The sequence below is a fragment of the Streptomyces sp. NBC_00212 genome (assembly GCF_045206365.1).
GTDB lineage: Bacteria > Actinomycetota > Actinomycetes > Streptomycetales > Streptomycetaceae > Streptomyces.
On record NZ_CP108115.1, the window covers coordinates 4,734,820 to 4,749,506 of the forward strand.

The window sequence follows — 14,687 nt, forward strand, 5'->3', positions numbered from 1 at the left end:
GACGGGTTGGTGGGTAAACCCTCCCGACCGGGGCGCGGGGGGATCCGGTCACCCCGCATCAGGAGTTGACGGGCACTCTTCGCGCGGCGTGCCCGGCGCACTACGCTGTCCCGACCATCGCACGAAACGAGTTGAGAGCGAGCCCGTCTTGGCCTGTGACCTGTGGCTGGTCCCCCTCGTCGATGTGCTGTGCCACAGCCCCGACAACCCGTTCGCGGAGGAGATCGCCTCGTACGACAAGGCGCTCGGCGACGCCGGGCTCCCGCCCGTACCGGTCTTCGCGTACATGCCGGGCCTGTCCGGTGACGTGGCACCTGTCGCGGGGTTCGACTACGACGCGCTGCACTTCCTGCGCCGGGCCTACCTCCTCCAGCTGTGCGGCCTCGCGGTCACGCCCGTCGACGAGCTCGGCGGCGACTACGAGCAGCTCCTGGAGATGTTCGAGGCGACCGCCCAGCAGTCGCACCTGGTGTGGCACTACGACCACGCGGGTGCCTACGTCCCGGTCGACTTCGCGATCCCGCTCTCCAACGAGGAGCTCCTCGCGGGCGGCGGACCGCTCGGTTCCGCTCAGGGGCTGCTGCGGGAGCTGGAGTTCGTGGGGCCCGCGATCGGAATAGATCCGGCCAACCCGCCGACCGCACCCGCCCCGCCGGACCGGCCCACCTCACTGGAAGAACCGGCCGGACCCATCCCGTACGACGAGAGCCCCTTCGCGCGCGAGCGGCACGTGTGGCTCGGGCTGCACGCGGCGGCGACCCGCAGCCTCGCCCAGGGCTCGATGATCATCTTCAGCTGAGCAGGACGACCGCCTTCGGCCGAGGGGCCCAGACCCCGCCCCCGGCGCCCCGACGTTCAGCGCGGCCCCTCCGGCGGCCGCTGGCGCGGCATGTTCGGGCGGGCGGCCGGGGGGAGCGGGAAGCGGCCGGGACCGGGGGCGCCGTCCGTGCGCGGGGCGGCCGCGCTCAGGGTCTGCATGACGAGCGGCGCGGGCCCCGAGCGGAACTCCACCATCCAGTCCGCCGTCTCCGAGCGGACCAGCTCGGTCACGTCCTCGGTGAACCGGCGCAGCACCGCCAGGCACCGCTCGGCCGCCTCGCTCGCGGTGCCCTCGGTGGGCCCGAGCACCTCGCGCACGCTCTCCGACGCCCAGTCGAACTGGAGGGTCTGGAGCCTGCGCTGTACGGCCTGGGCGGTGGCGACGTCCCTCATCCAGCCCGAGGTGAGCCCGAAGTAGCGGTCGCAGGCCATGCAGGCGGCGCCGAGCAGCAGACACAGATAGCCCCAGCCCGCGGCGCCCTCCAGGGTGCCGGTCAGGTCGACGAGCGGAAGCACGGCCCCCGCGATCGCGCCGCTCGCCGTGCCGCAGCGCAGGGCGCGGGCGCCGCGGCGCTTCCAGAGCCGGTCGGCGAGGTACCAGTCCGCGGTGCGCAGGGCGCCGTCCTCGACCCAGCGGTACAGCGCGTCGAGACGTTCGGCCGGCTCGCCCCAGTCGCCGAGCGGGAACGGCCGCCCGGTCAGATCGCCCGTCTGCGCGCCCTCGTCCCGCCGGGCCTGGCCCGGGGGCCCCTCGGGCTGCATGTCCGGCTGGCTCACCCGGCCGCTCCCTCCGCACTGCTGCTGTGACCCTCTGTGACATCGAGTGACGTACGGGCACCTGGATGTGTATCTGGACGTACTGGACGTGTACTGGACGTAGTAAAGGCCGTGCCGCAGTGCGGCCATCCCCGGTGCGCGCGTGCGTATTGACGCGTACTGACGCACCCGATCGCCATTCCTACCGCCGAATGGTGGGCCCGGCGGGCGATATCCAGGTATTTCCGCCCGGAAGTGTCCCTTGATCAGGTATAGGAATGCGCACCGCATCACTCGAAAGAGTTGCGGAGCAGGGCGCCTGTCGACCACGTAGGCTCGGAGTGCCGAAAGCGGCAGCCGTCCTACCGGCCCGCCTTACCAAAACCTGGAGTGAAACGTGATCCCTGGTGGTGGCCAGCCCAACATGCAGCAGCTTCTCCAGCAGGCCCAGAAGATGCAGCAGGACCTCGCCCTTGCCCAGGAGGAGCTCGCGGCGACCGAGGTCGAAGGACAGGCCGGCGGCGGTCTCGTCAAGGCGACCGTGACCGGCTCGGGCGAGCTGCGCGCCCTGGTCATCGACCCGAAGGCGGTCGACCCGGAGGACACCGAGACCCTCGCGGACCTCGTCGTCGCGGCCGTGCAGGCCGCCAACGAGAACGCGCAGCAGCTCCAGCAGCAGAAGCTGGGCCCGCTGGCGCAGGGCCTCGGCGGCATGCCGGGCCTGCCGTTCTAGGACCGGGCCACCGGCGTGCGCCCGCCCGCGCGGACGTACCCGTGCGCCTGACCTACTGAGGCGGACGCACAGCAACTACCGTAGGCGTCAGAAAACCCACGAGAGGCGTTCCGTTGTACGAAGGCGTGGTTCAGGACCTCATCGACGAACTGGGCAGGCTGCCCGGCGTCGGTCCCAAGAGCGCGCAGCGGATCGCCTTCCACATCCTGCAGGCCGAGCCGATCGACGTGCGCCGCCTCGCGCACGCCCTCCTGGAAGTCAAGGACAAGGTCCGGTTCTGCGCGGTGTGCGGCAACGTGGCGCAGGAGGAGCGGTGCAACATCTGCCGCGACCCGCGCCGCGACCAGACGGTCATCTGCGTCGTGGAGGAGCCCAAGGACGTCGTGGCCATCGAGCGGACCCGCGAGTTCCGCGGCCGCTACCACGTGCTCGGCGGCGCCATCAGCCCGATCGAGGGCGTCGGCCCGGACGACCTGCGCATCCGCGAGCTGCTCGCCCGCCTGGCGGACGGCTCGGTCACCGAGCTGATCCTGGCCACCGACCCGAACCTGGAGGGCGAGGCCACCGCGACGTACCTCGCCCGCATGATCAAGCCCATGGGCCTCAGGGTCACTCGGCTCGCCAGCGGCCTGCCGGTGGGCGGCGACCTCGAATACGCCGACGAGGTCACCCTGGGCCGGGCCTTCGAAGGAAGGCGGCTGCTCGATGTATGACGCCCACGAGGGGTACGAGGAAGGTCAACTCGATGTCTGACGCAACGCTGCACGCGACCACCCAGGACCCGGACTCCTTCGCGGTCCAGATCGCCGACCAGGTCGAGTCCTTCATCGTCGCGGTCACGGAAGTGGCCAAGGGCGACGAGCCCGACAGCGCCGTGCCGTTCCTCCTCCTGGAGGTCTCCCAGCTGCTCCTCGCCGGCGGCCGGCTCGGCGCGCACGAGGACATCGTCCCGGACGAGCGGTACGAGCCGGACCTGGGCCCGGAGGCCGACGTCGACGAGCTGCGCGAGCGGTTCGCCCGCCTCCTGGAACCCATCGACGTGTACTCCGAGGTCTTCGACCCGTACGAGCCCCGCAAGGCGCCGGTGCCGTGCCGGATCTCCGACGACCTCGCCGACGTCGTCACCGACCTGCGCCACGGCCTGGCCCACTACCGCGCGGGCCGCACCACCGAGGCCCTGTGGTGGTGGCAGTTCTCGTACTTCTCCAACTGGGGCTCGACGGCCTCCGCCGCGCTGCGCGCGCTGCAGTCCCTGGTCGCGCACGTCCGCCTCAACCAGCCGCTCGAAGCCCTGGACGGGCTCGACACGGACGAGGACCTGGCGGAGGACGCCCTGGAGGAGGAGGCGGGCCGCGTCATGGTCGAGGAGCTGGCGGGCCCACTGGGCCTGCGCGACCTCAAGTAGGCCTGCGCGTACGGGAGTTGGCGCGGGGGTCCGGTTTGCCCCCGTTGGTCCGGCGTTTGTGACCCCGGCCACAAAGTCGCGTACAACGGCCATGCAGGGGCAGGCGGATCTCGCGAGCGGATCGGACAACGCCCGGTGATCAAGTCGTGAGCGGGACATCTCACGAAGTGATACGGCGCGGGCGAATCCGGCCCGCTCGTTAGACTGAGCCGACCGCAGTAATGAACTGAGCGAGGAGCGCACGTGGGCCTTGTCGTGCAGAAGTACGGAGGCTCCTCCGTTGCCGATGCCGAGGGCATCAAGCGCGTCGCCAAGCGGATCGTGGAAGCCAAGAAGACCGGCCACCAGGTGGTCGTCGTGGTTTCCGCGATGGGCGACACGACGGATGAGTTGATCGAGCTCGCGGAGCAGGTGTCACCCATGCCTGCCGGGCGGGAATTCGACATGCTGCTGACCGCCGGAGAGCGGATCTCCATGGCACTGCTCGCCATGGCGATCAAAAACCTGGGCCACCAGGCCCAGTCGTTCACGGGCAGCCAGGCCGGTGTCATCACCGACTCGGTCCACAACAAAGCGCGGATCATCGACGTCACCCCGGGCCGCATCCGGACCTCGATCGACGAGGGCAACATCGCCATCGTCGCCGGGTTCCAGGGCGTCAGCCAGGAGGGCAAGAACATCACCACGCTCGGCCGCGGCGGGTCCGACACCACCGCCGTCGCCCTCGCGGCCGCGCTCGACGCCGAGGTCTGTGAGATCTACACGGACGTCGACGGCGTCTTCACCGCGGACCCCCGCGTCGTGAAGAAGGCGAAGAAGATCGACTGGATCTCCTTCGAGGACATGCTGGAGCTGGCCGCGTCCGGCTCCAAGGTGCTCCTGCACCGGTGCGTCGAGTACGCCCGCCGTTACAACATCCCGATCCACGTGCGGTCGTCCTTCAGCGGACTTCAGGGCACCTGGGTCAGCAACGAACCACGTTCCCAGTCGGAAGGCCAGCAGGTGGAGCACGCCATCATCTCCGGAGTCGCCCACGACGTCTCCGAGGCGAAGGTCACGGTCGTCGGGGTGCCCGACAAGCCGGGCGAGGCCGCGGCGATCTTCCGCACCATCGCGGACGCCGAGATCAACATCGACATGGTGGTGCAGAACGTCTCCGCCGCGTCGACGGGACTCACCGACATCTCGTTCACGCTGCCCAAGGCCGAGGGCCGCAAGGCCATCGACGCCCTGGAGCGGTCCAAGCCGGCCATCGGCTTCGAGTCGCTGCGCTACGACGACCAGATCGCCAAGATCTCCCTCGTCGGCGCCGGCATGAAGACCAACCCGGGCGTCACGGCGGGCTTCTTCGAGGCCCTCTCCGACGCGGGCGTCAACATCGAGCTGATCTCGACCTCCGAGATCCGCATCTCGGTCGTGACCCGCGCCGACGACGTGAACGAGGCCGTGCGCGCCGTGCACACCGCCTTCGGTCTCGACTCCGACAGCGACGAGGCCGTCGTCTACGGAGGCACCGGGCGATGACCCGCAGACCGGCACTCACGGTCGTCGGAGCGACCGGGGGCGCCGGTTCGGTGATGCTCCAGATCCTGTCCCAGCACGCCGATGTCTGGGGCGAGGTCCGGCTCGTCGCGTCCGCGCGCTCGGCCGGCCGCAAGCTGCTCGTACGGGGCGAGGAGTGCGAGGTCCTCGCGCTGAGCGAGGAGGCCCTGGACGGGGCCGACGTCGTCGTCTTCCTCGCCCCCGACGAGATCGCCGCCCGCTGGGCGCCGGTCGCGGCCGCCAAGGGCGCGGTGGTGGTGGACAGTTCGGCCGCCTTCCGGATGGACCCGGACGTGCCGCTGGTCGTGCCGGAGCTCAATCCCCATGCCGTACGGATGCGTCCGCGCGGCATCGTCGCGAGCCCGCACCCCACCACCCTCGCCATGATCGTGACGGTGGGCGCGCTGCACGCCGAGTTCGGCCTGAGCGAGCTGGTGCTCTCCACGTACGAGGCGGTCAGCGGCGAGGGGCAGGCCGCGGTCGAGGCGCTGCGCCGGCAGATCTCGCTGGTGGCCGGGACCGGGCTCGGTACGAGTCCGGGCGATGTGCGCCGGGCCGTCGGCGACGACCTCGGGCCGTTCGCTGCGCCGGTCGCGCTGAACGTGGTGCCGTGGGCCGGGGAGCTCGCCGAGGGAGGCTGGTCCTCGCAGGAACTCGGACTCCGGGACGAACTGCGCAAACTGCTGGACCTGCCGCGGCTTCCGGTGGCCGCGACCTGTGTGCGGGTCCCGGTCGTCACCACGCACTCGGTGTCGGTGCACGCCCGCTTCGAGAACGAGGTGGACGTGGCGCGGGCCCACGAGATCCTGGCGACCGCGCCGGGTGTGGTGCTCTTCGACAACCCGGCCGTCGGAGAGTTCCCGACGCCCGCGGACGTGGTCGGCACCGACCCCACGTGGGTGGGCCGGGTGCGCAGTTCGCCGGACGATCCGCACGTACTGGAACTTTTCGTCTGCGGTGACAACCTCCGCAAGGGCACGGCCCTGAACGCCGCGCACATCGCCGAGCTGGCGGCCCGCGAATTCACCGCACGATGAGGTCCACCGATTTGTAGGATCTGTGAACGCTCTGTGAGCAAGTCGCTGGTCTGTATCACTTGAACTGCGCCAACGCCTTGTTACACGATTCATTTCCGTGTCCCTGCAACCGCAGTCCGGCATGGAGCGTCTATGCGGTCGCCCCTCAAGGTGCCGTAAAAATCGGGGCATTGGGGAAGAGCGGGTACGGATGAGGGCATGTGGTGCACCGCCAAAAACAGTGTCGTACGCGTACAACCCTGACGGGGAGGAACGTGTCCAACAGGCGTGGCAGAGGTACTCGATTTCCGAGCGGTACCGGCACGCGGTGGCACGGTCGTCCGCCCGCGTCGGCGCCTCGGTGCGCCCGGCGGCATGCCGGTGATCGCGCCCATGCCCGCCACCCGTCCGGCCCGCGTACCCTCCCAGGCGCCCTCGCGCGAGAGCGCTGACGAGGTCATGGCGGCCGGCACCACTGTCGATCACCTCACCGAGACCTACCGCGCGCACTACCGCTCGCTGCTCGGCCTCGCGGCCCTGCTCCTGGACGACACCGCCTCCTGCGAGGACGTGGTGCAGGAGGCGTTCATCCGGGTCCACTCGGCGCGCAGCCGGGTGCGCGAGCCGGAGAAGACCCTCGCCTACCTGCGCCAGACCGTCGTCAACCTGTCGCGGTCCGCGCTGCGCCGCCGCATCCTCGGGCTCAAGCTGCTCTCCAAGCCGATGCCCGACATGGCGAGCGCAGAGGAGGGCGCGTACGACCAGCTGGAGCGCGACGCGCTGATCAAGGCGATGCGCGGGCTCCAGCGCCGCCAGCGCGAGGTGCTCGTGCTGCGGTACTTCGCGGACATGACGGAGGCTCAGGTCGCCGAGACGCTCGGGATATCCCTGGGCTCGGTGAAGGCGTACGGATCGCGGGGCATCGCCGCCCTGCGGATCGCCATGGAGGCACCGGCATGACGGGGCCCGACCGGAACGGCGACGGGCGGCCGGGGGACGGCGGCACTCATGGGGAACAGGGTGCCTACGCAGAGCGTGGCGTCCACGGAGAGCGTGGCGCCCATGGGGAGCACGAGAAAAGCGGGCCGGACCAGCGGCCCAGGAATGACCTGAACGACCTGACTGGATACGGATTCGTGGACAAAACGCCGGAAAAGAACAGCACCGGCACTCCCCCCTTCGGCCTCCCGCCCGCTTCCGCGGGCGCGGACACGGCCGACGAACTCGCGCTGCGCAGGCTGCTGCACGGCGCGGTGGATGACCTCACACCCTCGGAGGGGGCGCTCGACCACCTGCGGGCCGCGGTGCCCGTGCGGCGGGCCCGCAAGCGGCAGGCCGTCGTCGGCTCGGTCGCGGCCGCGCTCCTGGTGGCCACCGCCGTACCGGCGTTCATCCACGTCGCCAACACCTCGGGCAGCGCGGGCGACCAGCCCGCCGTCGCCGGACACGGCGAGCGGACGCACGGCACCTCGGACTCCGCTTCCGGCACCTCGGACGACGTGCAGGAGAGCACCCCGCCCTCCGGCGTCGACAGCCGGTCCGGCCCGCCCGACAGCACGGGCCGTACGCCGCAGCCCAGCAAGGGCACGACCGGAGCCAGCGCCGGCGGTGCGACCGGGGCGGGCAGCGGGCCCGTGCAGGCGAACTCGCCGGTGTGCGAGGCGGGCGAGCTGAGCGTGAAGTCGGCGAGCGTCGGCAAACCCGACTCGACCGGCAAGGTCTACGGCGCGTTCCGCATCGTGAACGCGTCCAACAAGCAGTGCGCGATCGGCGGCGCCGGCAAGTTCAACGTGCAGGCGCAGGGCGCGGCCAACCCGGCGAAGATCACCGTCGTCGAGCACGCGGCGGGCGACCCCGCCCCCGGCCTCCCCGACCCCTCGCAGGACACCACCCGCCTGGTCCTCAAGCCGGCCGCGGCGTACGAGGTGCGGTTCGCCTGGGTGCCGTCGGACACCTGCCCCAAGGCCCCGCCGTCGCCCGACCCGAGCCCGTCGAACGGCAGCTCCGGCAGCACCAGCGGGATCGTCTCCCCGACGACGGCCGCCGGCGGCCAGACCGCCCAGCTCGGCGCGGACGGCGGCTCGCCCACCGCCACGGCGGACGGCACGGTCGCGGTGACCCACGTCGCCGAGCCGGGCGCCCCGTCCGCGGAGGCGAAGATCCCCAACGCGTGCGCCGGAACGATCTACAAGACGGGCGTGCTGGACGCGGGAACACCGTCGGTGGCCCCGCAGCAGTAGCCCTGGTCGGAAGCGAAGTATTCGGGACGGCTCCTCGTTCGCGGAGGGGGAGGAGCACGAAGGGGGCCCGCCTGATGGCGGGCCCCCCTTTTTTTCGTGGCTCTTATTGAAGCGAGGCAGATGCGGCCGGGGCGTCATCCGTCGCGGTTTCGTTCTCCGCCTCGGGGGCGAGGCCGAGCTCGGCGTCCTCCAGGGCCTCCGCCTCGCGGCGTACGAGGCGGAACCACATGAAGACCACGAACCCGGCGAAGACGAACCACTCGCCGGTGTAGCCGAGGTTCTGGAACGCCTTCAGGTCGAGCCCGCTGTTCTGCGGGGCGCTGGCGGGTACGGGGGTCATCCCGGCGTCGGCGCCGGGCAGCGTCACCCAGGCGTCGTACACCTGGTACGGCACCAGGTTGACCAGGGCCGCCGCGCTGATCATGCCGACCTGGCCCTGCGGGAGGCCGCCCTGCGCGTGCACCCCGTCGGAGCCGGCGTTCTCGGAGGCCTGCAGTACGCCGGTGACGTCGACCTCGCCGGCGGGCGCGGCCGGAGCCTTGGCGCCCTGCGGGATCCAGCCCCGTACGACGGGCAGCGCCTTGCCGCCGTCGGTGCGCAGCAGAGTCAGCACATAGCTGCCCGACTTGCCGTCGACCTCGCGGTCGGGCACCAGGAACTGCTCGGCGTACCGTCCGCGCGCCTCGGCGGGGCGGCCGGAGGTGCGCTGGTCCACGGGGAGCAGTCCGGCGAGCGGTTCGGCCTTCTGCGTGGCGGGGTCGGGCGCCTTCTCGGCCGCTTCGTGGGACTGCACGCGGTCCTCGAAGCGGCCCAGCTGCCAGCTGCCCATGAAGATGCAGACGGGGATGGCGAGCAGGACGAAGACGTGGATTCCCCACCAGCGGGGTGTGAGCAGGAACCGGTACACACACCCCACGGTACGGAATCCTGCCGGGGGGTGGGGCTGCGGGGTCCCCGCAAGCCCCCCCGGGGCCTTGGCCCCGGGCCCCCGGCCGGTCGGTTCGGCTGCGGGCCGTGCGTGGCTGGTCGCGCAGTTCCCCGCGCCCCTAGCAGGGCTGGTGCCGGCCAGTACTGGCATCTTCAGCCCGTCCGGCGTTTGAGGACGAGCGCCCTTCAGGTGCGATACGGGGTCTGGGGCGGAGCCCCAGGAAAACCGGCTTCACCTCTTTCCAACCCCCGGCGGGTTTCGGGAAGGGGTGGGGTGGGGCCTCCCGGGGTCTGGGGCGGAGCCCCAGGGTGTTTTCAGGGCGCCAGGTGGCGGGCCGCGAAGGCGAGTTCCAGGCGGACCTGCTTGATGCGTTCCTCCACCACCAGCGAGCCGTGCCCCGCGTCGTAGCGGTAGACCTCGTGCGCCGCCCCCCGCGCAGCGAGCCGGTCCACATAGTTCTCCACCTGCCGGATCGGACAGCGCGGATCGTTCACCCCCGCGGAGATGTAGACCGGCGCCCGCACGGCGTCGACGTACGTCAGGGGCGACGAGGCCCGGAAGCGGTCCGGGACCTCGTCCGGGGTGCCGCCGAGGAGCGTCCGGTCCATCGCCTTCAGGGCTTCCATCTCGTCGTGGTACGCCGTGACGTAGTCCGCGACCGGCACCGCCGCGAGCCCCAGCGCCCACGCGTCCGGCTGCGTGCCGAGGCCGAGCAGCGTGAGGTAGCCGCCCCAGGAGCCGCCCGCCAGGATGAGGCGCGCGGGGTCGGCGAGGCCCGAGGCGACCGCCCAGTCGCGGACCGCCGCGATGTCCTCCAGCTCGATGAGCCCGACCCGGTGCTTGAGCGCGTCGGTCCAGGCCCGCCCGTACCCCGTGGAGCCGCGGTAGTTGACCCGGACCACCGCGTAGCCGTGGTCGATCCAGGCCGCGGGACCGGACGCGAACGAGTCGCTGTCGTGCCAGGTCGGCCCGCCGTGGATCTCGAAGAGGGTGGGGAACGGGCCGTCGCCCGCCGGGCGTTGGACCAGGGCGTGGATGCGGCCGCCGGGCCCCTCCACCCAGGCGTCCCGCACCGGCACGGACCCCGGCGCCTTGAACCCGGGAGGGTCGAGCACGACCTCGCCCGTCGTGGAGCGCACCTCGGAGGGGCTGGCCGCCGACGACCACAGGTACTCCACCGTGCCGTCGGGCCGTGCCGTCGCCCCCGACACCGAACCCGCCGGGGTCTCGATCTCGATCAGCGAGCGCGTCGCGAGGTCGAAGCGGAACAGGCCGCTGCGCGCCTCGAAGCTGTGGACCACGAGCAGCCCGGAGCCGTCCGGGTACCACTCGGCGGACACGTCGCCCGGCAGGTCGAGCGCGAGGTCGATCTCCTCGCCGGAGGCGACGTCCCAGATCATCGGCTCCCAGCGGCCGCGCCGCTGGTGGGCGACCAGCAGCCGGGTGTCGCCCGCCAGCGGCGCGAACCCGAGCACTTCGAGCCCGAGCTCCTCGGTGCCGCCCTTGGTGTCGTCGAGCTCGGCGACCGCCGAGCCGTCCGGGCGCACCACGCGCAGCGCCGAGTGCATCGCGTCGCCGTGCTCGGTGTGCTCGACGGCGATCAGCGTCCCGTCGTGCGACAGGTCGCCCACGCCCGCCGACTCGCGGTGCCGGTAGATCTCGACGGGCGCGGAGCCGGGGCGTACGACATGGATCGTGGAGCCGTCGTCGTCGGTGGAGCGGCCGACCACCGCCGTGCCGTCCCGGCCGAGCGCGAGGCCCGCCGGGTAGGACGGTTCGAGCCCGGGCACGGCCGGCTCGTCGTCACCGCCCCGGAACGGCTGGCGCCGCCACACGCCGAACTCGTCGCCGTCCGTGTCGTCGAACCACCAGATCCACTCGCCGTCGGGCGTCAGCACCCCGTCGGTGGTGCCGTTGGGGCGGTCGGTGGCGCGGCGCTGCGACCCGGTCGCACGGTCCCACGCGTACAGCTCGTACGTCCCTGTCGCGTTCGACACGAACAGTGAGCGGTCCGGGGCGTCCTCCGCCCAGTCGGGAAGCCCCACCCTCGGCGCCCTGAACCGCTTCTCCCACTCCGGCATCTCGTTCATGCCCCCATCATGCGCCGTGCCGCTCCGCTGGGGGTGCGGTGCCTTCGGTCTGCGGGCCGTGCGTGGCTGGTCGCGCAGTTCCCCGCGCCCCTAGCAGGGCTGGTGCCGACCAGTACTGGCATCTTCAGCCCGTCCGGCGATTGAGGACGAGCGCCCTTAAGGCGCGAACGGGGTCTGGGGCGGAGCCCCAGGAGCGCTACCCCACCAGCTCCGCGAAGCGGGCCACGTCCACGTTGCCGCCGCTGACGATCACTCCCACCCGCCCACCCCGGTACCGCTCGGCCAGAGCGACCGCCGCGGCCACGCCCAGGCACCCCGTCGGCTCCGCCACCAGCTTCATGCGCGCGGCCAACAGCCGCATGCAGTCCACGAGTTGGGCGTCCGACGCCGTGACGATGTCGGTCGCGCGGTCGCGGATCACCGGGAACGTGTACGCGCCCAGATGCTGCGTCTGGGCGCCGTCCGCGATGGTCGCCGGGGTGTCGATGTGCACGATCCGGCCCGCGCGCAGGGACCGCCGCCCGTCGTCGCCCGCCTCCGGCTCGACCCCGTACACCTCGCAGGAGGGTGACAGCGCGCCTGCCGAGAGGAGGCTGCCCGACAGGAGCCCGCCACCGCCCAGTGGGACGAACAGCGCGTCGAGCGGGCCGGTCTCCTCGAAGAGTTCCTTCGCGGCGGTGCCCTGACCGGCCATCACGTGGGGGTGGTCGTACGGCGGGATCAGCGTCAGGCCGCGCTCCTCGGCGAGCGCCCTGCCGATCTCCTCGCGGTCCTCGGTGTAGCGGTCGTACGAGACCACGCTCGCCCCGTACCCCTTGGTGGCCGCGAGCTTGGCCGTGGGGGCGTCGTGCGGCATGACGATGGTCGCCGGGATGCCGAGCAGGGAGGCGGCGAGCGCGACGGCCTGGGCGTGGTTGCCGGACGAGTAGGCGACCACGCCCGCGCGGCGCTGCTCCGCGTCGAAGCGCGACAGCGCGTTGAACGCGCCGCGGAACTTGAAGGCCCCCATCCGCTGGAGGTTCTCGCACTTGAAGAAGAGGCTGAGGCCGAGCTCGGCGTCGGTGAGCCGCGAGGTCAGGACCGGGGTGCGGTGGGCGTGCGGGGCGATCCGCTCATGGGCGCGGACCACGTCGTCGTACGTCGGCAGCTGTTCCATGCCTGCCGAGCGTACGGCGGGATCACTGGACCGGGCGCGCGTCCGTGGGGGTCGGAGTCTGGACCGGGGCCTGGGCCGGGGTGACCTGCGGGGCCGGGGCGGCCGCAGTGGGTGAGGATTCGGTGCCGTCCTCGCGCATCGCCTTGGTCTCGCTCTTGAGGATGCGCAGGGACTTGCCCAGCGCGCGTGCCGTGTCGGGCAGCTTCTTCGAGCCGAACAGCAGGATCAGTACTACGGCCACGATCAGCAGATGCCAGGGCTCAAGCCCGTTGCGCAGGAACATCCCGCCGTCCTCCCTCGTTCGCGTCCTACAGCCGGTTTCGTCCAGCCGATTTCTTCGTACGGCTGGGGCTGATGGCTCTCAGTGAGACTTGCTACATTGCGCAACTGTACAACCAGAGTGTGCGACTCACCGTCTCCTCTACAGAAGAGGCGTGAATGAGGGATGAGGGGTCCGATGGCGGGCAGCCACAAAGCGGGAGCGGCAAGCAGGCGCGAGGGCGGCGGCTCCGCCGCGCCACGGCGCCGCAACAAGCGCAGCCGCGCCCGCATCGCCGGGGTCACGGTCCTGTCGGTCGTCGTGCTCGCGGTCGCCGGAGGTGGCTGGATCTACTTCCAGCTGAACGGCAACATCAAGACCTTCGACGACGGCGGAGTCTCCGCCAACCGCCCCGCCGCCTCGACCAAGGGCTCGAACGTCCTGGTCATCGGCTCCGACACGCGCTCCGGCGACAACGCCTCGTACGGCCACGGCACGGGTGACATCGGCCGCTCGGACACCGCGTTCCTGATGCACGTGTACTCGGACCAGAAGCATGCCGTCGCCGTGTCCATACCGCGCGACTCCCTGGTCGACATACCCCCGTGCAAGCTGCCGAACGGGACGTGGACCAAGGACAAGCACAATGTGATGTTCAACTCGGCCTTCGAGGTGGGCGAAACGGTCGAGGGCAACCCGGCCTGCACCCAGAACACCGTCGAGAAGCTGACCGGTCTGCGCGTGGACCACACCGTGGTCGTCGACTTCGCGGGCTTCGCGAAGATGACCGAGGCCGTCGGCGGCGTCCAGGTCTGTGTCCCCAACGACGTCTACCAGGGCGACCTCAACCCCAAGCTGGGCCACAAGGGCAGCCTGATCTTCGGCAAGGGCCCGCAGACCGTCTCCGGCCAGAAGGCGCTCGACTACGTACGCATCCGGCACGGCATAGGAGACGGCTCCGACATAGGCCGCATCCAGCGCCAGCAGGCGTTCGTCGGCAGCCTGATCAAGAAGGTCAAGGGCAACGGGCTCGACCCGACCAGCTTGCTGCCGCTCGCCACCGCCGCCACCAAGTCGATGACCGTCGACCCGGGCCTCGGCTCGGCGAACAAGCTGATCTCGTTCGCGATGTCCATGAAGGACATCGACCTGCACAACACCAAGTTCGTGACCCTGCCCTGGCGGTACGAGGGCGCGCGCGTCGCGGTCGTCAAGCCCGAGGCCGACGCGCTGTTCGCGGCCCTCAGGGCGGACCGTACGGTCGACGGCCAGGACGCCGCCGGGAAGGGCGCGAGCGCCGCGCCGAGCCCGGCCGCCTCCGCTCCGGCCCCCGCCTCCGGCCAGGGGATCAGCGTCGCCGTCTACAACGGCACCATCGAGAAGGGCCTCGCGGGCAAGGCCGCCGAATCCCTGAAGTCGGCGGGCTTCACGGTGACCGGCGCCACGACCGCCGCCACCCAGGACTACACGCACACCGTCATCGAGTACGGCCCGAACGACGAGGCCAAGGCCAAGACGCTCGCCACGCACTTCCCCGGCGCGCTCATGCGGCAGTCGAAGACGCCGGGCCTGAACGTCATCCTCGGCACGCAGTACAAGGAGAGCGGCGCGGACGCGGCGCCCAGCGCCCCCGCCTCGGTGCCGCCCGCGGTCGCGGACAAGGCCCGCTCGGCCGACGACAACATCTGCTCCAACCTGTCGTACGGGTAAGCCGGCGGCCAGGCCCGCGGGTAAGGGAAGCAC

General features: G+C 71.3%; 14 protein-coding genes. 9 read left to right on the top strand and 5 right to left on the bottom strand.

Features of this window, described 5'->3' with window-relative positions:
• Window positions 1–148 precede the first annotated feature (148 nt).
• Window positions 149–799, top strand: a complete 651-nt coding sequence (locus tag OHA17_RS21790; protein ID WP_053730109.1) for a hypothetical protein — start codon at window positions 149–151, stop codon at window positions 797–799.
• Between the two features lie 56 nt (window positions 800–855).
• Here OHA17_RS21790 and OHA17_RS21795 read toward each other — a convergent pair whose 3' ends face one another.
• Complete coding sequence (locus OHA17_RS21795) at window positions 856–1,596, bottom strand: SLATT domain-containing protein (protein ID WP_406507986.1); 741 nt, start codon at window positions 1,594–1,596, stop codon at window positions 856–858.
• A 376-nt stretch (window positions 1,597–1,972) separates the two neighbouring features.
• On the opposite strand from OHA17_RS21795, the gene OHA17_RS21800 reads away from it, so the two are divergent.
• The 7 genes from OHA17_RS21800 to OHA17_RS21830 all read left to right on the top strand — a co-directional run bounded on the left by OHA17_RS21800 (window position 1,973) and on the right by OHA17_RS21830 (window position 8,511).
• The gene (locus tag OHA17_RS21800; RefSeq protein WP_344377127.1) at window positions 1,973–2,308 is read left to right on the top strand and encodes a YbaB/EbfC family nucleoid-associated protein; all 336 of its coding nucleotides are present in this window, start codon (window positions 1,973–1,975) and stop codon (window positions 2,306–2,308) included.
• A 113-nt stretch (window positions 2,309–2,421) separates the two neighbouring features.
• Complete coding sequence (gene recR / locus OHA17_RS21805) at window positions 2,422–3,021, top strand: recombination mediator RecR (RefSeq protein WP_406507987.1); 600 nt, start codon at window positions 2,422–2,424, stop codon at window positions 3,019–3,021.
• 32 nt (window positions 3,022–3,053) lie between these two features.
• Window positions 3,054–3,713 (top strand): DUF5063 domain-containing protein, encoded by a 660-nt coding sequence (locus OHA17_RS21810; protein ID WP_406507988.1) that lies wholly within the window; start codon window positions 3,054–3,056, stop codon window positions 3,711–3,713.
• Window positions 3,714–3,956: 243 nt separating this feature from the next.
• Window positions 3,957–5,237 (top strand): aspartate kinase, encoded by a 1,281-nt coding sequence (locus OHA17_RS21815; protein ID WP_189961838.1) that lies wholly within the window; start codon window positions 3,957–3,959, stop codon window positions 5,235–5,237.
• Window positions 5,234–6,292, top strand: a complete 1,059-nt coding sequence (locus OHA17_RS21820) for an aspartate-semialdehyde dehydrogenase (RefSeq protein WP_406507989.1) — start codon at window positions 5,234–5,236, stop codon at window positions 6,290–6,292. The genes OHA17_RS21815 and OHA17_RS21820 overlap by 4 nt, the downstream gene beginning before the upstream one ends.
• A gap of 267 nt (window positions 6,293–6,559) precedes the next feature.
• Window positions 6,560–7,231, top strand: coding sequence for a SigE family RNA polymerase sigma factor (locus OHA17_RS21825; RefSeq protein ID WP_344377121.1), 672 nt, complete (start codon window positions 6,560–6,562; stop codon window positions 7,229–7,231).
• A gap of 176 nt (window positions 7,232–7,407) precedes the next feature.
• The gene (locus tag OHA17_RS21830; RefSeq protein ID WP_406507990.1) at window positions 7,408–8,511 is read left to right on the top strand and encodes a hypothetical protein; all 1,104 of its coding nucleotides are present in this window, start codon (window positions 7,408–7,410) and stop codon (window positions 8,509–8,511) included.
• 103 nt (window positions 8,512–8,614) lie between these two features.
• Here the strand turns inward: OHA17_RS21830 and OHA17_RS21835 are convergent, their stop codons facing one another.
• The 4 genes from OHA17_RS21835 to tatA all read right to left on the bottom strand — a co-directional run bounded on the left by OHA17_RS21835 (window position 8,615) and on the right by tatA (window position 12,968).
• Window positions 8,615–9,418: an SURF1 family protein gene (locus OHA17_RS21835; RefSeq protein ID WP_406507991.1), complete on the bottom strand. Its 804-nt coding sequence runs from the start codon at window positions 9,416–9,418 to the stop codon at window positions 8,615–8,617.
• Window positions 9,419–9,753: 335 nt separating this feature from the next.
• A complete protein-coding gene (locus OHA17_RS21840) occupies window positions 9,754–11,529 on the bottom strand; it encodes a prolyl oligopeptidase family serine peptidase (RefSeq protein WP_406507992.1) in 1,776 nt (591 codons plus the stop codon).
• Window positions 11,530–11,725: 196 nt separating this feature from the next.
• A complete protein-coding gene (locus tag OHA17_RS21845; protein ID WP_406507993.1) occupies window positions 11,726–12,685 on the bottom strand; it encodes a threo-3-hydroxy-L-aspartate ammonia-lyase in 960 nt (319 codons plus the stop codon).
• A gap of 22 nt (window positions 12,686–12,707) precedes the next feature.
• A complete protein-coding gene (gene tatA / locus OHA17_RS21850) occupies window positions 12,708–12,968 on the bottom strand; it encodes a Sec-independent protein translocase subunit TatA (RefSeq protein WP_406507994.1) in 261 nt (86 codons plus the stop codon).
• Between the two features lie 174 nt (window positions 12,969–13,142).
• Here tatA and OHA17_RS21855 point away from each other — a divergent pair, with 174 nt between their 5' ends.
• Window positions 13,143–14,654 (top strand): LCP family protein, encoded by a 1,512-nt coding sequence (locus OHA17_RS21855; RefSeq protein ID WP_406507995.1) that lies wholly within the window; start codon window positions 13,143–13,145, stop codon window positions 14,652–14,654.
• Window positions 14,655–14,687 lie beyond the last annotated feature (33 nt).